This is a genomic window from Mesorhizobium sp. M0408 (assembly GCF_040321495.1).
In the GTDB taxonomy this organism is placed as follows: domain Bacteria; phylum Pseudomonadota; class Alphaproteobacteria; order Rhizobiales; family Rhizobiaceae; genus Mesorhizobium.
The window spans coordinates 251,070-273,889 of the sequence record NZ_JAMYRO010000002.1 but is presented as its reverse complement, the minus strand read 5'-3'; the positions used below and the strand labels follow the sequence as shown (position 1 = coordinate 273,889).

Here is a 22,820-nt window from a genome sequence, read left to right as displayed (position 1 = left end):
ATTAACCTTTGAGGCGCTTATGACCGCTATGTTTCGTGGCTTGCTGTTCAGTATGAGCTGTGTGGATGTGCGGATTCGGGGGCTATTTCGGTTCAGTCCGGGATGCGGAAGCTTTGCTTGCGCGCATGACGTCTGCGATCGCCCATCGCGGGCCGGATGAACAAGGGAAATTCGTAGCGCCCGAGGCTGGGCTTGGGCATGCGCGGCTGTCGGTGATTGGAATTGGTGATGGCCAGCAGCCGATGTCCGACGAAACCGGCAATTTGACGATTGCGTTCAACGGCGAGATCTTCAACTACGTGGAATTGCGCGAAGGGCTGCTGGCCAAGGGCCGACGCTTCCGCACATCGAGCGATACCGAAGTTCTCCTGCAGCTGTATGACGAGATGGGCGAAGACTGCCTGTCGCTCCTGAACGGTGATTTCGCCTTCGCGATTTGGGATAACCGGCGGCGGCGGATGGTGCTTGCAAGAGACCGCATGGGTGTTCGGCCGCTGTTCTACACCAGCAAGGACGGGGTGCTCTACTTTGCGTCGGAGATAAAGGCCCTGCTGAAGGTACCCGGCGTCTCGGCCGAAATCGATCCGATTGCACTCGACCAGATCTTTACGCTGTGGGCGCCGATCGCTCCACGCACGGCTTTCCGCAACATCCACGAGCTGGAGCCGGCAAGCGTGATGATCGCGACACAGGGGCAAGTCACGGTCAAACCATATTGGCACCTAGACTACCCGTATCCGGATACGCCATCGAAGATCACCAATGAGGACGACGCGGCCGAGGAACTGCAGGCCCTGTTGACCGACGCGGTGAGGCTTCGCATGCGCGCCGACGTGCCGGTCGGTTCTTACCTTTCGGGCGGGCTCGATTCATCCCTCGTTTCGGCACTCGCGGCCGGCATGACTCCTCTTAAGCTGCAGACATTTTCCGTGACGTTCGACAGCGCCGAGCATGACGAAAGCGCCTTCCAGACCGAAATGGCGTCGGCAATTAGCACGCAGCATCGAACCATCGCCTGCCGTGCCGGCGATATCGCCGGTGTGTTTCCCGAAGTCATCCGCTTTACCGAGCGGCCGATCATCCGCACCGCCCCGGCCCCCCTCTATCAATTGTCTGGCCTCGTTCGCCAGGCCGGTTTGAAAGTGGTGCTGACAGGCGAAGGCGCCGACGAGGTGTTTGCCGGTTATGATGTCTTCAAGGAAGCGCGGGTTCGCCGTTTCTGCGCGCGACAGCCGGCATCGCGCATAAGGCCACAACTGTTCCGCAAGCTTTATCCCTATCTGCCGGGCCTGCAACAGCAGTCCGTGGAGTACCTGGCTGCGTTCTTCGGAACCGGCAGCGCTGCCCTGGACGATCCGCTGTTCTCGCATCGGCCGCGTTTCAAGACCACATCAGCGGCGAAGATGTTCTTTTCCGGTGACCTGCGCGCGACATTGAAGGGGTATGACGCAGCCGAGGACCTGGCCAGCCGGTTGCCTGAGGCATTTTCCCGGTGGCATCCGCTGCATCAGGCGCAATATCTCGAAACCCGCTTTCTCCTGCCGGGCTACATCCTCTCCAGCCAGGGCGATCGCATGGCCATGGCGCACGGTATCGAAGGGCGTTTCCCCTTCCTTGACCATCGCTTGGTGGAGTTTGCGGCCAGACTTCCGCCGGAGATGAAGCTGAAGGGACTGGTGGAAAAACACATATTGCGCAAAGCTGCCAAGCACCTGCTTCCGACGGCCATCCGCGAGCGCACCAAACAGCCTTACCGGGCACCGGAAGCCCGCTCCTTCGTTGGAGCGGGAGAACTGGACTACGTACGCGATTCACTGAGCGAGGCGAGCATCGCCGCCGGCGGACTATTCAACGCCAAGGCGGTGGCGAACCTGCACGAGAAATGCCGCTTGCAGCCAGCGTCCGGATTCCGCGACAATGCGGCTTTCGTCGGCATTTTGTCGACGCAACTGTGGCAGAAGATTTTCACCGGCGAAAAGGTCGGTGCAGCACGAGCGGCCTGAGAAATCGAGGGAATGAAAAATCATGATAGCAATCAAGGACAAGGTCAAAACCTTTATCGTCGACAACTTCCTGTACGGGGACACGTCCTACGAGCTTGCAGACTCCGTATCACTGATCGAGAACGGCATCATCGACTCGACGGCCGTGTTGGAGCTCGTGGCATTTATAGAGGATGATTTCGGCATAGCGATGGTCGATGCCGACATCGTACCGGCCAATCTGGATTCGATTGACCGCATCTCAGCCTTCATCAAGGCAAAGGCAGAAGCGCTGGCAGCGTAGGCGCCATCGGCGAGGAGCGTCCGTGCGGATCGAACATTTTCTGACGGCGAAGGCCGCTGCCCATCCAGCCAAAACGGCATTGATCACCGAGCACAAAAGGCTGTGCTATGAAGAGCTGGACGATCATTCGAGCCGTCTGGCCGCCGCCCTTTTCATGAATGGCGTCAGTCGCGACGACCGGGTCCTGATCTTCATGGACAATTGCTGGGAGGCTGCGGTTTCGATTTTCGCAGTTCTTAAGGCAGGCGCGACTTTCAGTCCGATCAATGCATCCACCAAGGCCGAAAAGCTGGCCTACATCATCGCCGATTGCGACGCAGCTGCGATCCTCACGCAAGCAAAACTGATGCCCGTGGTCGCCGAGGCGTGCGGATCGTCCGGCAAGACCGGCATCTTCGTGGCCTCCACCGTTGGTGCCGATAACCAATGCCCGGCAGGGGCCACATCCCTGGCGGATTGCTTGACGCTCCAAGCCAGGGAGATTGACCACCGCGGCGTTGACGTCGATCTTGCGATGTTGATCTACACCTCGGGCTCGACCGGCCGGCCCAAGGGCGTGATGATGACGCACCGCAATTGCGACGCGGCGGCCGACTCCATCACCACCTACCTGCGCAACTCGCCCGACGACATCATCTTGAATGTTCTGCCCCTCGCTTTCGACTACGGCCTCTATCAGTTGCTGATGGCTGTCAGGCTCGGCGCCACGCTCGTGCTCGAGAAGTCCTTCGCTTTTCCCCAGGCGGTCTTTGAACGCATCCGCCAGGAAGGCGTCACCGGGCTTCCGCTCGTGCCCACGATGGCAGCGATGATCCTGCAGATGCGTGATCTGGCGCCGGGCTTCCTGCCCAGCCTTCGCTATATTTCCAACACGGCGGCTGCCTTGCCGCCGGCTCACATAGAACGCTTGCGGTTCCTTTTTCCCGGTGTCAGGCTCTATTCGATGTATGGCCTGACGGAATGCAAGCGCTGCACCTATCTGCCGCCCGAGGAGCTCGACCGCCGGCCGGGGTCGGTCGGAATAGCCATTCCAAACACCGAAGCCTTTATCGTCGACGACCACGGGCAACGAGTGCCGCCGGGCATAGCAGGTGAATTGGTCATTCGCGGGCCGCACGTCATGCAGGGTTATTGGCGAAACGAAGCTGCGACGGAACAAACCCTGCGCCCAGGCCCGAACCCTTGGGAGAAGGTTCTCTACACCGGCGATCTGTTCAGGGCCGATGAGGACGGCTTTCTCTATTTCGTCGGCCGCAAGGACGACATCATAAAGACACGGGGAGAGAAGGTGGCGCCCAAGGAAGTGGAAGCCGCGCTTCACGCTCATCCGGGCATCGCGGAAGCGGTTGTCTTCGGCGTGCCGGATGCTGTGCTTGGGCATGCGATCGGCGCATTTGTCGTACGGTCCGACCCAGCGCTTGGCGAAAAGGATATCATACGTCACTGTGCACGCCACCTTGAGGACTTCATGGTGCCCAAGGTCATCGAGTTCCGCCGCGAGCTGCCTAAGACCGATACCGGCAAGGTCAGCCGTCGGCTTGCGGCAGAGATGATGGAGGCCGCGCAATGAATGTTCGCCCGACCGAGGACGCGCGGACCTTTGTGGCGAAGGCTCTGGCGATCGACCCAGCCGCTGAAACGGACCGTATCGTAACAGCCTTGCGCCAGCAGTTGCGCGGGCTTCGCAAGCGGGGCCTTGTGCTCGGTCTTTCGGGCGGGATCGATTCGAGCGTGTCGGTCGCGTTGGCCGCACGTGCCGTCGGTCCGCGGAATGTGCTTTGCCTGTTCATGCCGGAAAGCGATTCTGATCCCGAAAGCCTGCGGCTCGGCCGGCTCGTCGCCGAAACTTTTGGTGTCGAGGCTGTGACGGAAGATATCGGGCCGGCCTTGCGCGCAATGGGCTGCTACCAGCGCCGCGACGCCTTCATCCGCGAATTGGTCCCGGAATACGGCGAAGGCTGGGCCTCGAAGATCGTGATCGCGAACGCGCTCGAGGGCCAAGGCTATAATATCTCGTCGCTGGTGGTGCAGGATCCCGAAGGCAAGCAGACGAAACTGAGAATGCCGTTGCCTGTCTATCTCGGTGTCGTCGCCGCTACCAATATGAAGCAGCGCACCCGCAAGCAGATCGAATACTATCATGCTGATCGTCTGAACTTCGCCGTTCTTGGAACACCGAACCGGCTGGAATATGATCAGGGATTCTTCGTGAAGAACGGTGACGGCGCCGCGGACGTCAAGCCGATCGCCCACCTCTATAAAACGCAGGTCTATGCGATGGCGCCCCATCTCGGCGTTCCGGAGGAAATCCGGAACCGGCCGCCGACCACCGATACCTACTCGCTGGCGCAGACACAGGAGGAGTTCTACTTCTCGCTTCCATATGACCGTATGGATATTTGCCTTTACGGTCTCAACAACGGCATGGCGGCCGAAGTGGTGGGGCAGGCGGCGGGGTTGGCCGCCTCACAAGTGGAACGCGTCTGGGCCGATATCATCGCCAAGCGCAAGGCGACGCGTTATCTGCACCAGCGTCCGCAACTCGTCGAGGAAGTCGAAGAACTCGGTACCTGACCTGCTTCGAGACCGGCCACGTCCCAAAAAGCGCCTTAGGGTCAAAACTCAATCAGCAGGCTGCCGCCAATGGCCGAGATGGGCGGGAAGTTGCCGTTCGTCTCATCTGCCAGACGAGCACGTTGCGCCAGGAGCGGAAGCTTAGCAGGGGTCACGCCAGCGCCCAGTTAGCGCTACGAAGCAGACCTTCAGCCTGTGCCGGAAGCGGGGCCCGGCTTACCAAGTGGCATATCCAGGAAGCGCGTCCCCCCTCAGCTAGGCACCGTTTTCGGCTCTACGCTATACCTGCGCGACGAGCCCCTTCCTTAATCGCAGCGAGGGCCAGAGGATTGGTGACGGGATAGGTTCGGATGAAGTTCTCGACGGTGAACCTTGGAAACTCGACGGCAATCCGCCTGGCGATCGACTGCGCCTGCGCCGGCTCTTCGAGCAGCGCGTGACACAGGGCACGGAACATCAGAGTGACGGGAATATCCGGCGGACTTTGGCACAGCGACGACAGACTGTCGGCATAGCGACCGGCGACGAACCGCGCCCGGGCGAGCTGCGCGTAGTACCAACTCGGAGCCTGCGGATTGAGGCGAAGCGCCCGTTCGGCAAGAGCACAGCCTTCTTCCGGATTTCCACACACGAGAGCTCGGCTTGAGGCAAGCATCGACAGCACATCGGCGTCATTGGGTGCCAGGGCCAGCGCCCGGTCGTATTCCTCTGCGGCCCCGCTGATATCGCCGTCAATGGCGCGGAGAGCGCCCATGTAAAGGCGCGTCATCGGATCGGTAGGGTCGAGCGCCAGAGCCTTTTCCACGCATTTTCGCCAGCGCTCGACCGAAGCGGCTGAATCTGGCGTGAAGGCATTGAAGGCGTCGACCGCATGTGCCAATCCCAACGTCATCCAGGCCCGCGCGAAGCCGGGGTCGAGTTCCACGGCGCGGGACAGCATGCGTATGGCTTCTGCCCTCGCATCGGTCGTGAATCTGTCGTGCAGTTCCACCCCGAGTAGATAGCAGTCGTAAGCACCCAGGCTCGAGGGAGGCTTCCGCCGAGCCACCTCACGCCCGAGATTGGCGAGCTTGCCGAAAGTGCCTGCCAGGGCATTGATGACGTTCTGTGTGATGCTGTCCTGCATGAGAAAAAAATCATCGGTCGACTCGTCGAACCGCGCCGACCAGAGGTTGGCTCCGGTCCGGGTGTCGACCAGCTGCACCGCGACGCGGACACGCCGCCCGATCGCCTGGAGGGTACCTTCCAGCAGGTAATCGGCGTTCAGTTCCCGTCCAACCGAGCGTGTGTCGCTCGCCCGTCCCCGATAGGACTGCATGGTCTGGCGCGAAATGACCGCAAGGTCGGGATAGCGCGCTAGGTCGCCGATCATGTCGGCCGACAGGCCGTCTGCCAGCCGCGTCCAGCCGTCGTCGGCGCTCAGGTTTTCGAACGGCAAAACCGCAATTACCGGCGGCTTACTGTCGTCGCCGGAAGAAAGGCCTGGTTTGGCACCGACGATCTTGCCCGCAGTAGCGGGGTCGATCAAGACACGGTACACGCGAACCGGTTCGGCGATACTTTTCATTTTCTGCACGCCGAGTGAGGCAAAGCCGATCGGCACCTTTCCCCTCACATGGTCGCAGGCGGTGGCGGAAATCGCGATTCCTCCAGGTTCCGCCAGCCCTTGCAGCCGATCGGCGATGTTCACCGCATCGCCGTGGATGTCGTCACCCTCAACGATAACATCGCCCAGATTGATGCCGATGCGGAAATCAAGCCGCCGTTCTGGCTGCGTGAGAACGTTCACCTCCGCCTTCTGTTGCTGGATTTCGACGGCGCAGCGTAGGGCGTCGACCACACTGTGGAACTCGACCAGCATCCCATCTCCCATGGTTTTCACCAGTCGACCATGGTGCGCAGCGATCCTTGGCTCGAATACTTCGTTCAGGTCGGTTCGGAAAAGCGCACGCGTACCCTCGTCGTCGATCTGGCTCAAGCGGCCATAGCCGACGACATCGGCAATCAGGACGGCTGCGAGATGACGTTCCATCCCCCCAATCCTTCGCGGATTGTTACCCGCTTTCCAAGCTTACAGCAGGTCGCAGGTTGATGCCATTGCCGCCGCCCCTGAAAGACAGCTTTTCGGGTCTGTGTACCATGCTGCATGAGAGCCCGAATGTCGGACAAGGGTCAGATCGCGTCATGCGACGCTCCCAACTGGATGACGGCAAAGGGTCGAACTCGGTCGTTCAGAGTGATTGGGTTTTGACCCAAGCATTTTGCAGCCAAGTGGAAACGCGCCTAAAATAAATAGATAGAGCGGGATGCTCGGTTCAACTTGAAAGCATCCCGCCTCAGCTGAAACGGCTGCCGATCAGCCGGCTCCACTGCTCGCCCGCAAGCCCGTTCAGGAAAACTTGCGAGTTCTTCATGGCGTCCAGAAGCTCTGGATCGCGTGAATGCACCACCGTTGAGGCAACGGTCAGGAAAGCAATGCGTCGTCCAAGCATCGCCTCCAGAAGTGCAGGTTGAATGCGTCCGCGCAGGCCGCTGACGCCGCGCGCGGCGGCGTGATCGATCAGACAGTCAATCACCGGGCCCGCCTGGCCGGGGAGGGCAAAGATCTGCAGCACGCGACCAATTTCATACTTTCGTGCGTAATAGGCGAAAGCGCCGACATTGGTGCCGACTGGCGACGTCACACAAACGTAGACAAGCTCGCCCAGATCCGGCTTTTGTGCCGCATCGGTCAGGATGTGGTCGAGTTGGCCTTCCGTCCAATCTGGGCGCAGGGCGAATTGAGCGGTAAACGGTTCGATGAGCCTGGCAAATGCGTGGCTGTCGATTTCGGATGTGCGAAACGCTCCGTGGCCTGCCCCGTCCACCGCCACACCCGACCAACGTCGTTCGCTGGACGTCATCCTTCTGCAGTAAAATCGGTCGACTGTACGCGCCAGCGGATTGAGCATTCGCGCAAGCGCCATGCGATTGGCGGAAAGGCTGAGCATGAAGGCCGCGGGGCGCATCACGCGGACCCAGTCAAGGCTGTATTGCGGCAGGACCACGCCGCGCAGCCGGGTCCACAATTTCACGGAAATATCGTTGGCCGTCTCGCTGAAGGAGATGTCCTGCGGACCATCCAGGTAAGCTTTCAGCAAGCGGGCGCCGGCCAGCGGGTCGTGCTCATGGTCCTCGACCATGAGCGAGCTACAGATGGCCGCGCGTAGTTGTCGGCCGTTGAACGTCATAGACAGGACGTGGACGCCGACAAATCCGGAGACGCGACCGGCGTCGTTGACATGGACAAGCGACCGGAGGTTGTCTGCGCAACCGGGCGCATCCAGATAAAACCGTTTCATGTATTCCACGAGAGAGGCCGGCGCTTCGGTCCTCTCCTTCAACAGCACGCGCTGAAACATGTTCGCAACTGCCGGGAGGTCGGCGCCTTGCAAGGCGCGAATGACGCTCAAGCCCGGCTCCCGCCACCAAAGTCCCATCCACCGAGCTTCCGGGCCAGGGCGACGCGAGGCACGAGAACATCGGGCGCGCGTTCCAACTCGACGCCCATGAAGCCGTGCAACCTCGGCCAGTTGCGATCGCCCCGGTGACCGAACGGAGTGCTGAATTGCTGCGGCAAGATGGAACCCTTTGCTTGACCGACGAAAAACCGGCGTCATTGCTGCTAGCAGATTCAGGTAAACCGATATTAAAGTCGTTGCTTTGAATGGTAGCGAACCGGGTTTGTCCGGGCCCATACCTGGACATCAGCAATTTTGGTTCCTGGCGGGCTCTACACGACCAGCGGCATGGGTTGCGTGCTCCGCGCCGAACCGTTTCGGCTGGCCAAAGTTTCGCGTGGCGGCTCTTGACTGGGAGCGCGGGCGTAATACGGTGAGGACAAATACCGGCTCTGACCGCCGGGCGGCAAGAATGCCTCGTATGCTCTCGCCTGGCGGCGGTGGCTGCGGGGCATTGTCATTTTGAGGCATTGCTTGAAACGGCATATCGAGATCGGCATTCTCTATTCGCGGTCCGGCAACTACCGGCTGGTGTCCGAATCCTGCCGTGCGGGTGCGATGAACGCCATCGCCGACGTCAACGCCGATCCCGCTATCCCATTCGAATTCATCCCGATCGAGCGCGACCCGCAGGGCAACATCGATCGCTATGCAAGCGGCTGCGCGGACATTCTCGCCAACAGCGGCGCGCGTCACATCATTGGCTGCGTCACCTCGTGGAGCCGCAAGGAGGTCATTCCAATCCTGGAGAGGGCAGGCGGCACGCTGTGGTACGCCTGCCCGTACGAGGGCTTCGAAGCCAACGAGCATGTCGTCTACACACACGCCTGCCCCAATCAGCATCTCGTACCGCTGCTTGCCTATGTCGTGCCTCGTTTCGGCGCCGACGGCTTCCTGCTCGGTTCCAACTACATCTGGGGTTGGGAGACCAACCGCGTGGCGCGCGACCTGATTGCGGACGCTGGCGGCAAGGTGCTGGGCGAACGCTATCTGTCGCTCGGCGAGGTCGATGTTGCGCGGCTGATCGCGGAGATACAGGCGACGAGACCTGATTTCATTCTGAACAATCTCATCGGCCCTTCTTCTTATGCCTTCATCGCTGCCTATGCGGAGCTTGGCCGGCGCGACCCGCATTTCAGGCCGGAGCGTTGCCCGATCCTGTCCTGCAATCTCACGGAATGCGAATTGCCGGCGCTCAATGGGGCAGGCGATGGCCACCTTTCCGTTGGGCCCTATTTTCACGACATCTCGGGGGCGGATCGCGGTGCGGCTCCAGTGCCTTCCGTCATGCCGGCCTCGTCCTTCGAGGCGGCGGCTTATGCCTCGGTGCGCATGCTCGCCGAGATCCTCACCCGCAACCCCGGTGCACAATGGACGGACCTTCCCAAGATCTTTACCGAAACATCATTTCGAACGCCACTGGGCGACATCGCCATCGACCCGCAAACCCAGCATGCTACCTTGCCGGTGCTAATCGGACGTATCGATGGAACATCGTTCAAAACGGTCACGCTGACGAAGGGCGTGGCACCCGATCCCTACCTTTCCCGCTATGACCGGACGGAGACGTTCGGGCGGCCACGCCTGCGGGTGGTATCGTGAGCAAGATGGCGCGTATCCCGAACCTTGGAGGCGCCAGGGCTTTTGTCCTGCATCGTCCACATCCGACCGTGCAGGCGATCACAAGGCAATTGTCGGCCATCGGCCTTGAGGCGATTGGCTTCTGGCCGGAACTGCCGGCCGAAGCCTTGGCGGCGGACTTCGTCTTCTTCGACGTCGATCTCGGCTTTGACGAACAATTTCCGTGGAAGCCGGGCGAGGCACCGATGCCGCTGATAGCACTGATCGGCTCCGAGGCGCCGGGGCGCGTCGAATGGGCATTGTCGCACAAGGCCGATGCGCAGTTGCTGAAACCGGTCGGCAATGCCGGCGTCTATAGCGCGCTTTTGATCGCAAGGCAGAGTTTCGAGGCGCGCAAGCTTCTGGCCGGCGAGATTGCCTCGCTTCGTCAGCGGGTCGCGGAGCGCCAGACCATCGTACGCGCGGTGGAGGTCTTGTCGAAGGGCGCCGAGGACGGCCGTGCCTATGCGCAGCTCCGCTCGCTGGCGATGAGCTGGCAAATCAGTGTCGAGGAAGCCGCGCGCAGGATCGTGGCGATGACACAAGAAGAAGGCGACGATGACCAATCCGATCGCGCCTGAGCTTTCGGCCGCCGGGCGTATGCCAGCCAAGCCTCGCGCCGGCGTCTGGCGACGTCTGCTAAAACGGCCTCTCGCTTTACTCGGCCTCGGGATTATTGCCGTTGTCTTGGCCGGCGCCATTCTTGCACCGTGGCTGACAGGCTACGATCCAAACGAGCAGATGTTCGACGGGCTCACGCTTGAAGGCGCGCCACTGCCGCCGGGGGCCCAATTCTGGCTGGGCACCGACCTGCTTGGCCGCGACCTGCTGACCCGTCTCCTTTTCGGCGCGCGCACGTCGCTGATCATCGGCATCGTCGCCAATGGCGTGGCGCTTCTGATCGGCACGTTGGTCGGCATCACGGCCGGCTATTTCCGCGGCTGGATCGGCAGCGCGCTTATGCGTTTCACCGATTTGATGATGGCTTTCCCGGCGCTGCTGCTCGCCATCTGCCTGGCGGCGGTGCTCCAGCCGAGCCTATGGATCGTCGCCATGGTGATCGCATTGGTGAACTGGGTGCAGACCGCCCGCGTCATCTACACCGAGACAAGTTCGCTCTCCGAGCGCGAGTTCATCGATGCCGAGCGCACCATCGGCGCAAGCGCCCCGCGCATCCTGTTTCGTCATATCCTGCCGCACCTTTTGCCGACGATCATCGTCTGGGGCACGCTCGGCATCTCGACGACGGTGCTTCTTGAAGCGACGCTCAGCTATCTCGGCATCGGCGTGCAACCGCCGACTGCTTCCTGGGGCAACATCATCTTCGAAAACCAAACCTATTTTCAGGCAGCGCCCTGGCTGGTTTTCTTTCCGGGTGCGGCGATCCTGGCGCTGGCGCTAGCCTTTAACCTGGTCGGCGATGCGCTGCGCGACATCCTCGATCCGACGCAAAGGGGGCGGGCATGATCGCCTATCTCGGCCGCCGCGTTGTCCAGTCCGTGCTCATCTTGCTCGGCGTCTCCCTGATCACCTTTGCGTTGCTCTATCTGCTGCCCGCCGATCCCGTCCGCCAGATCGCCGGCCGCAGCGCCACGCCCGAGACGGTCGAAAACATCCGCCGGCAGCTCGGCCTCGATCAGCCCTTCGTCGTCCAGTATTGGCACTATCTGATCAGTCTGCTCAGCGGCGATCTGGGACGCTCCTACATTCAGCGCTCGGAGGTCACGGAGCTTATCGTCTCGCGGCTGCCGGCAAGCCTGCTGCTGATGGTCGGCGCCATTGCCTGCGAAGTCGTGATCGGGCTGACGATGGGCCTCATCGCCGCCGTCAAGCGTGGCACCGCCACCGACCAGTCGCTGATGGTCGCCTCCTTCGTCGGCGTCTCGGCGCCGCAATTCGTTGTCGGCCTGCTGCTGCTTTATGTGTTCGCGGTGCGGCTCGGTTGGTTCCCGATCGGCGGTTACGGCACCTGGCGTCATCTGGTGCTGCCGTCGCTGACCATGGGAATTCTCGGTGCCGGCTGGTACGCCCGCATGATGCGCTCGTCGATGATCGACGTGCTGCGCCAGGATTACGTGCGTACCGCGCGTGCCAAGGGTCTTGCACGCAGCGCCATTATCTTCCGGCACGCGCTGCCCAACGCCATCCTGCCGGTCATCGCCATGATCGGCATCGACATCGGCATCTTCATGGGCGGCATCGTGGTTGTCGAAAGCGTGTTCGGCTGGCCAGGCATCGGCCAGCTAGCCTGGCAGGCCATTCAGCGCATCGATATTCCGATCATCATGGGGGTCACCCTGGTTTCGGCCTTTGCCATCGTGCTCGGCAATCTCCTGGCCGACACTGTCGCACCGTTCATCGATCCACGCATCAAGCTCAGATGAAAACCAAGAAAACCAGAGAAAGGGAACATGACATGAGAAAATATCTGATATCGACCGTGGCGGCATCGGCGCTTGCGCTGGTGCTTGGCATGACAAGCGTACGCGCCGAAGACGCCGTCGATCCGAATGCCAAGCAGGGCGGCGCGATCACCATCACCTACAAGGACGACGTCGCCACGCTCGATCCGGCCATCGGCTATGACTGGCAGAACTGGTCGATGATCAAGAGCCTGTTCGACGGGCTGATGGACTACGAGCCGGGCACCACCAACCTGCGGCCCGACCTTGCCGAGAGCTACGAGATTGCGCCCGACGGCAAGACCTTCACCTTCAAGCTGCGCCACGGAGTGAAGTTCCACAATGGCCGCGAGATGACCGCCGACGACGTGAAATATTCGCTCGATCGGGTCACCAATCCAAAGACACAGAGCCCGGGTGCCGGCTTCTTCGGCTCGATCAAAGGCTATGACGACGTCGCTGCCGGCAAGGCGGAAAGCCTGGCGGGCATAACCGTCGTCGATCCCTACACGATCAAGTTCGAGCTGACCCGGCCCGACGCCACCTTCCTGCATGTCATGGCGATCAACTTCTCGCATGTCGTGCCGAAGGAAGAAGTCGAAAAATACGGTGCGGACTTCGGCAAACATCCGGTCGGAACCGGCGCCTTCAAGCTCGCCGAATGGACGCTCGGCCAGCGCGTGGTCTTCGAGCGCAACCCGGATTACTGGCACAAGGGTCTGCCGCATCTCGACAAGATCACCTTTGAGATCGGCCAGGAGCCGATCGTGGCGCTGCTGCGGCTCCAGAAAGGCGAGATCGACGTTCCCGGCGACGGCATTCCGCCGGCGAAATTCCAGGAGGTGATGGCCGATCCCGAGCAGAAGGCCCGTGTCGTCGAGGGCGGCCAGTTGCACACCGGCTATATCACCATGAATACCACCATGGCGCCCTTCGACAACGTGAAGGTGCGGCAGGCGGTCAACATGGCGATCAACAAGGACCGCATCGTCCAGCTGATCAACAACCGTGCGGTGCCGGCCAATCAGCCGTTGCCGCCGTCGATGCCCGGCTATGACAAGGCATTCAAGGGCTATCCCTATGACCTGGCCAAGGCCAAGGCCTTGCTTGCCGAGGCCGGGCATCCCGACGGATTTGACACGCAGCTGTTTGCCATGAACACCGATCCCAACCCGCGCATCGCGCAGGCCATTCAGCAGGATCTGGCGGCGGTCGGCATCAAGGCCAGCATCCAGTCGCTCGCGCAGGCCAACGTCATCGCCGCCGGCGGCGACAAGGCCGGTGCGCCGATGATCTGGTCCGGCGGCATGGCCTGGATCGCCGACTTCCCCGATCCGTCGAACTTCTACGGCCCGATCCTCGGCTGCGCTGGTGCCGTCCCGGGCGGCTGGAACTGGTCGTGGTATTGCAACAAGGAGCTCGACGCCAAGGCGGCCGAAGCCGACTCAATCGTCGACCCGGCCAAGGCTGGCGAACGCGCCAAGATGTGGAGCGAGATCTACGGCAAGATCATGGAAGACGCGCCTTGGGCACCGGTCTTCAACGAGCAGCGTTTCACCATGAATCAACCCGCATGGGTGGTGCCGACAACCTCTACGTCGACCCGGTCCACATCCCGATCAACTACGACAATGTGTATGTGACCGATGTGCAATAACTGCGACTACACCATCCACGGGCGCCACCATCATTTCGGCTGGGACAATTCCTTTGTCCCGACCGAACGGGTGGCGCCAGGGTCGACGATCGAGTTCCAGTGCCTGGACTCGTCCGGCGGGCAGCTGACGATGGAGAGCACCGTCGACGACGTTGCTTTGCTCGACTTTGCCAAGGTGAACCCGGTCACTGGGCCAATCTATGTCGAAGGGGCAGAGCCGGGCGATGCCCTGAAAATCACCATCGAGGCGTTCAAGCCGTCCGGCTTCGGCTGGACGGCGAATATCCCGGGATTCGGTCTGCTGGCGGATGACTTCACTCAACCGGCACTGAATATCTGGAAGTACGACGCCGCCTCGCTCGAACCGGCGCTGTTCGGCAAGAGCGGCCGGGTGCCGCTCAAGCCCTTCGCCGGCACCATCGGCAGTGCCCCGGCTGAGCCGGGTCTGCATTCGGTGGTCCCGCCGCGGCGCGTGGGCGGCAATCTGGACATCCGCGATCTCGCCGCCGGCACGGTTCTCTACCTGCCCGTAGAGGTCGCGGGCGCGTTGTTCTCGGTCGGCGACACGCACGCCGCGCAGGGTGACGGCGAGGTCTGCGGCACGGCGATCGAGAGCCCCATGAACGCCGTGCTGACGCTCGATCTGGTCAAGGATGCCCGGCTGCGGACGCCGCGTTTCACAACGCCCGGTCCGGTGTCGCGGCATCTCGACGCCAAGGGCTACGAGGTGACAACCGGTATCGGGCCGGATCTGATGGACGGCGCCAGGAGCGCCGTTTCCCAGATGATCGACCTGCTCTCCGGCCGCTACGGCATGGATCCGGTAGATGCCTATATGCTCGTCTCGGTTTGCGGTGACCTGCGCATCAGCGAGATCGTCGACATGCCCAACTGGGTGGTTTCGTTCTACTTCCCCCGCTGCGTCTTTGAATGAAGGTGGAGGACATCAAACGATCCGGGCAGGCCGCCGCGGAGAGTGGCTCTGTCAGGCCGGTACTCAGCGTCTCAGGTCTGAGCGTCGCCGTGCGCGGCGAGGAGGGCGAGCGCGACGTCGTTTCCGACCTGACATTCGGCCTGATGCGCGGCGAAACGCTTTGCATCGCCGGCGAGTCCGGTTCCGGCAAGTCGATGACGGCGCTGGCCATCATGGGCTTGCTGCCGCAGCCGGCGGCACGCATCGGATCAGGCTCCATCCGGCTCGGCAATCAGGATCTCGCGGCTCTCAGCGAGAGCGGTATGCGCCGCATCCGCGGCGACCGTATTGCCATGATCTTTCAGGAACCGATGACATCGCTCAATCCGGTTCTGTCCGTCGGCCGTCAGCTCACGGAGGCGATCGAGGCACACACCTCGATGTCGCGCTCCAACTCGCGGCTGAGGGCGCTCGAGGCGCTGAAGGCAGTCCGAATTCCGGATGCCGAACGGCGGCTCGAGCACTATCCGCACGAACTCTCAGGCGGCATGCGCCAGCGCGTGATGATTGCCATGGCTCTGGCCCTGAACCCGGACGTGCTGATCGCCGATGAGCCGACGACTGCCCTCGATGTCACGGTTCAGGGCGAGGTGCTGGAGCTGCTGCGCGACCTGCAGCGCGAGCACGGCACCAGTGTTATCCTGATCACGCACGACATGGGCGTCGTCGCCGAGATGGCGGACCGCGTCATCATCATGCGCGACGGCCGGATGGTCGAGCAGGGCAGGGCGGCTGACATCTTCAATCGCCCGCAGGCCGACTATACACGCGAGCTTCTGGCCGCCGTGCCGCGTATCGGCGGCGGACGGACGGCCGAAGACCGACAAGATGCCGCCAACATGCCGGCCGAGCTTGTATCTGTCAGCGATCTTCACGTCCGCTTCGACCTGCACGGCGGCTTCTTCGGCCGCGTTGACCGCAGGGTGCACGCGGTCGAAGGCGTGAGTTTCTCGATCGCGCCGCACGAAACCCTGTCGCTGGTCGGCGAATCGGGCTGCGGCAAGTCGACGACGGCCAAGGCGATCGCCGGACTGGTGCCCTTCACCGGCAGCATTTCAATCGGCGGCCACGACCTGTCGGCGCTCAGCCGCAAGGAGCGCAAGGCTGTCCGCCGCAATGTGCAGATGATCTTTCAGGATCCCTTCGCGTCCCTCGACCCGCGCATGCGGGTCGGCGATCTCGTCGCCGAGCCTCTGCTGATCCACGGCCTCGGCGACAGAGAGCAACGGCATGCACAGATCGCCGCTCTGTTCGAACGCGTCGGCCTCTCCGCTGACCAGATGGAGCGCTATCCCCACGAATTCTCCGGCGGGCAGCGCCAGCGAATCTGCATTGCACGGGCGCTGGCGCTGCGACCAAAGCTGATCATTGCCGACGAGAGCGTCTCTGCTCTCGACGTGTCGGTGCAGGCGCGCGTGTTAAGATTGCTGAAGGAGCTGCAGCGCGAATTCGGCGTCGCATATCTCTTCATCTCGCACGACATGGCGGTGGTCGAGAACATCTCCGATCGCGTGGCGGTAATGTATCTGGGGCAGATCGTCGAGATGGGCACCCGCGACCAGATCTTCTCCAACCCGCGCCATCCTTACACAAAGCGGCTGATCGAAGCCGTTCCGGTTCCCGATCCAGGCCGGCGCCGCGCCAGGTTCGCCCGTTTGGACAGCGAAATTCCAAGCGCTGTGCGGCGCATCGGTGACGAGCCCCGGAAACTCAAGCTCGAAGATGTTGGCGACGGCCACCTCGTCGCCACTTGATCGAGCTTAGGCTGCCTCGTCCAGCCAATCCCGCAGAGGCTCGGGGACAGCTGCATATGTGATGTTCGAGTGGCGGAAAATGATCGGCGATGGCGCTGCCGCGGCAGCGCCGTTCGGCGATGCCGAGTTGGCAAGATCACCCGTTTACATCTGACATGTTAGCGTGCTAACGCTACGTCCACATTGATTTCAACGGAGATCGCATTGGCTTCCCGCTTTGGTCTTTCGGTTGCCCTGACCACACCCTTCGACCCGTCGGGGCAGATAGCGCTCGCGCCGATGATCGCGCATGCCCGAGCCTGCCTTGGCGCCGGCTGCAGCAGCGCGACGCTGTTCGGCACCACCGGCGAAGGAGCCTCAGTCGGCACCGACGAGCGACGGATCGTCACCGAGGCCATGCTGGCGGCCGGTATTCCGCCACATCAGCTCGTCGCCGGAGTGCTGGTCGATGCAGCCGAAGATGCCGCCGATCAGGCCCGGCACGCTTTGCAGCGCGGCGTTCGCAACATTCTGCTCGCTCCGCCGAGCTACTTCAAGAATGTCGGCGAGGACGGGCTGTTCGGATGGTTTTCCGCCGTCTTCGCCGCACTCGGTCCGCTGGCGCGCGACGTGCTGCTCTATAACATCCCCTCAGTCACCATGGTGCCGCTCCCGCTTGGGCTGATCGGCCGGCTGCGCGCCGCTTTTCCCGCTGTGGTGGCCGGGGTGAAGGATTCCGGCGGGGACTGGAGCTACAGTGAGGCGCTGCTTGAGGCGCACGGCGATCTGGTGATCCTCATCGGCGACGAACGGCATCTGGCGAGAAGCGTGCGCCGCGGCGGACAGGGCGCGATTTCCGGCATGGCTAATTTTGTTACCGGCGAAATCCGGGCAATGGTCGAAAACGGGGGCGACGACCCACGCGTCGAAGACTTCGTGCTCGAATTGCTCAAATACCCGGTCACGCCGGCGGTGAAGGTCATGGTCGCGCGCAAGACCGGCGACGAGCGCTGGCTGGCGGTCCGCCCGCCCCTAGAGGCGATCGATCCGCAGGGGCAGCGGCAGCTTGCCGCTGCCTACGACAGGCTGTTTGCGACAGAGGCGGCCTGACCGACAAGGCCGGGCTGACCGACAAGGAAGCGAGCTGAAGTGGAAGACGGCAGCGAACCGATCACTCTCCGGGAGAAGGCCTATGCCAGCTTCACGCGGCATTTGCTGGCCCGCGATCTGCGGCCGGGGCAGTTCGTGTCACAGCGCGAACTGGTCGCTTTCACCGGGCTGCCGCTGGGTGCCATTCGCGAGATCGTCCCGCGTCTCGAGGCCGAGGGACTGCTGACCACCATCCCGCAGCGCGGCATGCAGATCGCGCATATTGACATCAATCTGATCCGCGAGGCATTTCAGTTTCGGTTGTTCATGGAACGCGAGGCAGTGGCGCTATTCACGACCAGCGCTTCTGATGCCGAACTTGCCCGCATGCGGCGCGAACATGAAGAGATGCTGGCTCAAGCTCTCGGGCAGGCGCCGACGCCGGAAATGGAAGCCAAGGCTCAGAACATCGACTGGGCGATGCACGACACCTTCATCAATGCGCTCGGCAACGAGATTATCGCCAAGGCCTATCTGGTCAACTCGGTGAAAATCCGGCTGATCCACCAGGAGCGTTTCCGCATCGACGGTCGTGTGGTGCCGGTGATGCGCGAACATTTGGCGGTCATCGAAGCCATGGAGAGCCGCAATCCGCAAAAAGCGGTTGAAGCGATCAGTCTGCATATCGACAATGCGCGCCGGCTGGCGCTCCAGATCTGAGAAAATATAGCCGCGCCGCGGTTCGCGGCGCATCCACAACGACAGCAACCGGGAGGAAGAAATGTCGTCCAATCTGTTCAACCCAACCAGGAGGCAACTCCTTGCCGGAACCGCGGCGCTAACCGCGGCCGGCCTTGTGGGGCTTCGCCCCGGCTTTGCCGCAGGCGTTGACTGGAAACGCTTTGCCGGGACGACGCTTGACGTCAATCTGGTGAAAAGCCCGCGCAGCGACACCATCCTGAAATATCTCGCCGAGTTCGAGGAACTGACCGGCATCAAGGTCAATGCCGAGGCAACGCCCGAGCAGCAGCAGCGCCAGAAGACGGTGATCGAGTTGAGCTCGGGCAAGCCGAGCTTCGACGTCGTGCATCTGAGCTACCACGTGCAGAAGCGCCAGTTCGAGAAGGGTGGCTGGCTGGCCGACATCGCCGGCTATCTCGCCGATCCGTCGCTCACCGACCCGGCGCTGGTCGAAAGCGACTTCGCCGAAGCCGGCATGCTGTTTGCCAAGGACGGCCAGGGCGTGCTGCGCTCGCTACCGTTCTCGGTGGACTACTGGATCCTGTATTGGAACAAGGAGCTGTTCGAGGCCAAGGGCCTCAAATACCCAGAGACCTTCGAACAACTGGTGGCAGCCGCCGAAGCGCTGACCGACCCCTCGACCAATACATACGGCTTCGTCGCCCGCGGGCTCAAGAACGCAAACACGCCGGTGTGGACGTCGCTGATGCTCGGCTACGACATGACGCCGCTAGATGACAAGGGCAAGCTGCGCACCGAGGCTCCCGAGGCGATCGAGGCTGCCGCACTCTATCAAAGATTGATGACCAAGTCCGCCCCTCCGGGCGTTACCGGGTTCAACTGGGCCGAAGCACAGTCGGCCTTCCTGCAGGGCAAGATCGGCATGTGGCTCGACGGCGTGGGTTTTGCCCCGCCGATGGAAAATCCGGAAAAATCGAGGGTGGTCGGCAAGGTCGGTTATGGCGTGATGCCCAAGGGTCCCAAGGCGCATGCCTCGGGCACCTTCGGCGACGGGATTGGCGTTACCGCCGCCAGCGAGAAGAAGGAGGCTGCCTATCTGTTCTGCCAGTGGGCGGTATCGCCAACCATGGGTGCACGGCTGTTGCAGGCCGGCGCCGGCGTTCCGTTCCGCAAATCCGTGCTGGAGGATCCCAAGGTGCGCGAAGGCGTCACCATGCCGGCAAGCTGGCTTGATGCCGTGGTCGGCTCGGGCAATATCAGTCGGCTGGCACTGCCGGTCATCATCCCGGTCACGGAATTCCGCGACATCTATGGCGTGGCGCTGACCAACATGATTGCCGGCGCCGATCCCGCCGCGGAGCTGAAGAAGGCCACCGAACAGTTCCAGCCGGTTCTCGACAGGAGCGAGCAGGGCTGATGTCGGCCACCACCCCAGAACAGACCGGGGTGACGATGCCGGTTATCGACGGGAGCCAGACGATCCGGCTGGCTCCCAACTACTGGCCTTTCGTTGTCCCCGCACTCGTCGTCGTCGGCGCCGTCATCGTTTTCCCCTGGGCTTTCACCCTGTGGATGAGCGTCAATCGCTGGACGCTCGGCCAGTCGCGGAGCTTTGCCGGGATGGAAAACTATCTCCGCCTGGCCAGCGACCCACGTTTCTGGGAATCCCTTGTTCATACGTTGACCTACACCTTCCTCTCGGTTGCAGCGCCGATGCTGCTGGGCACTCTGGCCGCCCTGATCTTCGATGCCAGGTTTCCGCTGCGCGGCTTGCTGCGCGGCGTCTTCGTCATGCCGATGATGGCGACACCCGTTGCCGTCGCACTGGTTTGGACAATGATGTTCCATCCTCAGCTTGGCGTGCTCAACTACCTGCTGTCGCTAGTCGGCATCCCGGCTCAGGAATGGATATTCAACGCCAACACGGTCATCCCGTCGCTGGTTGCGGTCGAGACCTGGCAGTGGACGCCGCTGGTCATGCTGATCGTGCTTGGCGGGCTGGCCTCGGTGCCGCGCGAGCCCTTCGAAAGCGCCGAGATCGACGGCGCTAATGCCTGGCAGCAATTCCGCTATCTCACTCTGCCGATGATCGCGCCGTTCCTGATGATCGCGGTCATCATCCGCACCATCGATGCGCTGAAGAGCTTCGACATCATCTACGCGATGACCCAGGGCGGGCCGGGAACGGCGTCGGAGACCATCAACATCTATCTCTACAACACCGCCTTCTCCTACTACGATATCGGCTACGGCTCGGCCATGGCCGTGGTGTTCTTCATTGTCATCGTGGCCCTGTCGTTTGTCCTGCTGATGCTGCGCCAACGCTCGCAGTGGATCGATACGGAGGGCAAATAGATGAGTTCACGGCTGCTCAACCAGATCGGTCTGTTTTTCGCTGCCCTGGTTTTCGTCTCGCCGGCGATCCTGTTCTTCCTCTGGATGATCTCGCTGTCGCTGAAATTCGAGATCGACAACGGTGCCTATCCGCCGATCCTGATCCCCGAACGCTTCGCCTGGTCGAACTATGTAAAGGTGTTCGAGGAGAACAATTTCCTGCTCTATCTCTGGAATTCGGTTCTGGTGACCGGCACGGCGACCTTGCTGGCCCTGCTGATCGGCGTACCGGCCGGCTATGGCATCGCACGGCTCAAGGCTGAACGATCGGCGGTCGTCATCATGATCGCCCGCATGACGCCTGGGCTATCCTATCTCATCCCGCTGTTTCTGCTGTTCCAATGGATCGGGATACTCGGCACGCTGTGGCCGCAGATCATCATCCATCTGGTGGTGACGGTGCCGATCGTGGTGTGGGTGATGATCGGCTATTTCGAGACCACGCCGATGGAACTGGAAGAGGCGGCCAACATCGACGGCGCCAGCTCCTGGCAGGTTTTCCGGCTGGTTGCCCTGCCCATCGCCAAGCCGGGCATCGTCGTCGCCTTCATCCTGTCCGTGATCTTCTCGTGGAACAATTTCGTCTTCGGCGTGGTGCTCGCCAGCCGTGAGACGCGCACACTCCCGGTCGCCGTCTACAACATGCTGTCCTACGAGCAGGTCAGCTGGGGGCCGCTCGCCGCGGCGGCGCTGGTGGTGACGTTGCCGGTGCTGATCCTGACCATGTTCGCGCAAAGGCAGATCGTCGCGGGGCTGACCGCCGGCGCCGTCAAGGGCGGCTGAGGGGCGCCCAGACATCACTCTTTTTCCAGGAAATTTCCAATGGCATCGGTAACGATCAACAACGTGCAGAAGGCCTTCGGGGCCACCAAGATCATTCACGACGTCAGCGTCGATATCGCCGACGGCGAATTCGTCATCCTGGTCGGCCCGTCGGGATGCGGAAAATCGACGCTGCTGCGCATGATCGCAGGCCTTGAAACGATCTCCGGCGGGAAGATCGCCATCGGCGAGCGTATGGTCAACAATCTGCGGGCACGGGACAGGAACATCGCCATGGTGTTCCAGAATTATGCGCTCTATCCGCATATGACTGTGGCCGACAATATGGGCTTTGCCCTCAAGATCAAGAGAGCCGATCCGGCCGACACCGCTGGCCGGGTCCGGAAGGCAGCCGGCATTCTTGGCCTGGAAAAGTTGCTTGACCGCTATCCGCGCCAGCTTTCTGGCGGCCAGCGCCAGCGCGTCGCCATGGGCCGCGCGATCGTACGCGACCCACAGGTCTTCCTGTTCGACGAGCCGCTCTCCAACCTCGATGCCAAATTGCGCGTCCAGATGCGCGGCGAAATCAAGGCCCTGCACCAGCGGCTGGGTACCACGACGATCTATGTCACGCACGACCAGATCGAGGCCATGACGATGGCCGACAAGATCGTCGTGCTGCATGACGGCCTGGTCGAGCAGATCGGCGCGCCGCTGGACCTCTACGACCATCCGGCCAACCTCTTCGTTGCCGGTTTCATCGGCTCGCCCGCCATGAACTTCATCGCCGGCCGCATCGAGGAGGGCGTGTTCCGCAGCGCCGGCGGGTTGGTCCTGCCGTTGCCGGAAGGCGCCCAGCCGGCGGATGCCGCAGGACGCGAACTCGTCTACGGCATTCGTCCGGAACATATCCGGGCGACGGGGCAAGGCGTGCCGGGCACGATCACGCTTCTCGAGGCGACAGGCTCGGAAATCTTCACCAGGGTCGACTGCTCCGGTGAAGAAATCTCCTGCCTGTTCCGAGAAAGGCTTGTGCTCAAGCAAGGCGAAGGAGTGCGGATCGAAATCGACCGCGCCTGTGCGCATCTGTTCGACGCCGAAACTGGTCGGCGCATCTGACTCGGTGGT

General features: G+C 62.0%; 18 protein-coding genes and 1 pseudogene. 17 read left to right on the top strand and 2 right to left on the bottom strand.

The features are described 5' to 3' along the window. Nucleotides 1-65 precede the first annotated feature (65 nt). From asnB to nadE, 4 genes are read left to right on the top strand one after another with little or no spacing between them, the layout of a single operon-like run. Nucleotides 66-2,003: an asparagine synthase (glutamine-hydrolyzing) gene (gene asnB / locus NKI67_RS03455; protein ID WP_023674161.1), complete on the top strand. Its 1,938-nt coding sequence runs from the start codon at nt 66-68 to the stop codon at nt 2,001-2,003. A gap of 19 nt (nt 2,004-2,022) precedes the next feature. Continuing rightward, complete coding sequence (locus tag NKI67_RS03450) at nt 2,023-2,286, top strand: acyl carrier protein (RefSeq protein WP_156937255.1); 264 nt, start codon at nt 2,023-2,025, stop codon at nt 2,284-2,286. A 22-nt stretch (nt 2,287-2,308) separates the two neighbouring features. Next, nucleotides 2,309-3,856, top strand: coding sequence for a class I adenylate-forming enzyme family protein (locus tag NKI67_RS03445; RefSeq protein WP_023674163.1), 1,548 nt, complete (start codon nt 2,309-2,311; stop codon nt 3,854-3,856). Next, entirely contained in the window at nt 3,853-4,860 is a 1,008-nt protein-coding gene (nadE, locus tag NKI67_RS03440; protein ID WP_023674164.1) for an NAD(+) synthase, read from the top strand. Before NKI67_RS03445 ends, nadE begins: the two co-directional genes overlap by 4 nt. Before the next feature lie 274 nt (nt 4,861-5,134). Here the strand turns inward: nadE and NKI67_RS03435 are convergent, their stop codons facing one another. Both NKI67_RS03435 and NKI67_RS03430 read right to left on the bottom strand, forming a co-directional pair. Continuing rightward, nucleotides 5,135-6,892 carry an adenylate/guanylate cyclase domain-containing protein gene (locus NKI67_RS03435; protein WP_023674165.1) on the bottom strand — a complete coding sequence of 586 codons (1,758 nt, stop codon included), beginning with the start codon at nt 6,890-6,892 and terminating at the stop codon, nt 5,135-5,137. A 304-nt stretch (nt 6,893-7,196) separates the two neighbouring features. Further along, nucleotides 7,197-8,312 (bottom strand): hypothetical protein, encoded by a 1,116-nt coding sequence (locus NKI67_RS03430; protein WP_023674166.1) that lies wholly within the window; start codon nt 8,310-8,312, stop codon nt 7,197-7,199. A 522-nt stretch (nt 8,313-8,834) separates the two neighbouring features. On the opposite strand from NKI67_RS03430, the gene NKI67_RS03425 reads away from it, so the two are divergent. From NKI67_RS03425 to NKI67_RS03365, 13 genes and pseudogenes are all read left to right on the top strand, one after another. After that, nucleotides 8,835-9,962 (top strand): transporter substrate-binding protein, encoded by a 1,128-nt coding sequence (locus NKI67_RS03425; RefSeq protein WP_023674167.1) that lies wholly within the window; start codon nt 8,835-8,837, stop codon nt 9,960-9,962. Beyond that, nucleotides 9,959-10,561 (top strand): ANTAR domain-containing response regulator, encoded by a 603-nt coding sequence (locus NKI67_RS03420; protein ID WP_023674168.1) that lies wholly within the window; start codon nt 9,959-9,961, stop codon nt 10,559-10,561. Before NKI67_RS03425 ends, NKI67_RS03420 begins: the two co-directional genes overlap by 4 nt. A gap of 19 nt (nt 10,562-10,580) precedes the next feature. Beyond that, complete coding sequence (locus tag NKI67_RS03415; RefSeq protein WP_198023515.1) at nt 10,581-11,447, top strand: ABC transporter permease; 867 nt, start codon at nt 10,581-10,583, stop codon at nt 11,445-11,447. Then, nucleotides 11,444-12,364: an ABC transporter permease gene (locus NKI67_RS03410; RefSeq protein ID WP_023674170.1), complete on the top strand. Its 921-nt coding sequence runs from the start codon at nt 11,444-11,446 to the stop codon at nt 12,362-12,364. Before NKI67_RS03415 ends, NKI67_RS03410 begins: the two co-directional genes overlap by 4 nt. Nucleotides 12,365-12,396: 32 nt before the next feature. Continuing rightward, nucleotides 12,397-14,039: pseudogene (locus tag NKI67_RS03405) on the top strand (ABC transporter substrate-binding protein). Beyond that, nucleotides 14,029-14,973, top strand: a complete 945-nt coding sequence (locus tag NKI67_RS03400; RefSeq protein ID WP_023674172.1) for an acetamidase/formamidase family protein — start codon at nt 14,029-14,031, stop codon at nt 14,971-14,973. Before NKI67_RS03405 ends, NKI67_RS03400 begins: the two are co-directional and overlap by 11 nt. Next, a complete protein-coding gene (locus NKI67_RS03395) occupies nt 14,970-16,766 on the top strand; it encodes an ABC transporter ATP-binding protein (RefSeq protein WP_023674173.1) in 1,797 nt (598 codons plus the stop codon). The genes NKI67_RS03400 and NKI67_RS03395 overlap by 4 nt, the downstream gene beginning before the upstream one ends. A gap of 204 nt (nt 16,767-16,970) precedes the next feature. Continuing rightward, nucleotides 16,971-17,855: a dihydrodipicolinate synthase family protein gene (locus NKI67_RS03390; RefSeq protein WP_031211068.1), complete on the top strand. Its 885-nt coding sequence runs from the start codon at nt 16,971-16,973 to the stop codon at nt 17,853-17,855. A 39-nt stretch (nt 17,856-17,894) separates the two neighbouring features. Continuing rightward, nucleotides 17,895-18,554, top strand: a complete 660-nt coding sequence (locus NKI67_RS03385; protein WP_023674176.1) for a GntR family transcriptional regulator — start codon at nt 17,895-17,897, stop codon at nt 18,552-18,554. A gap of 61 nt (nt 18,555-18,615) precedes the next feature. After that, the gene (locus tag NKI67_RS03380; RefSeq protein WP_023674177.1) at nt 18,616-19,953 is read left to right on the top strand and encodes an extracellular solute-binding protein; all 1,338 of its coding nucleotides are present in this window, start codon (nt 18,616-18,618) and stop codon (nt 19,951-19,953) included. A 35-nt stretch (nt 19,954-19,988) separates the two neighbouring features. Then, nucleotides 19,989-20,891, top strand: coding sequence for a carbohydrate ABC transporter permease (locus NKI67_RS03375; RefSeq protein ID WP_245274609.1), 903 nt, complete (start codon nt 19,989-19,991; stop codon nt 20,889-20,891). After that, nucleotides 20,892-21,713 (top strand): carbohydrate ABC transporter permease, encoded by an 822-nt coding sequence (locus NKI67_RS03370; RefSeq protein ID WP_023674179.1) that lies wholly within the window; start codon nt 20,892-20,894, stop codon nt 21,711-21,713. A 39-nt stretch (nt 21,714-21,752) separates the two neighbouring features. After that, a complete protein-coding gene (locus NKI67_RS03365) occupies nt 21,753-22,811 on the top strand; it encodes an ABC transporter ATP-binding protein (protein ID WP_352644465.1) in 1,059 nt (352 codons plus the stop codon). Nucleotides 22,812-22,820 lie beyond the last annotated feature (9 nt).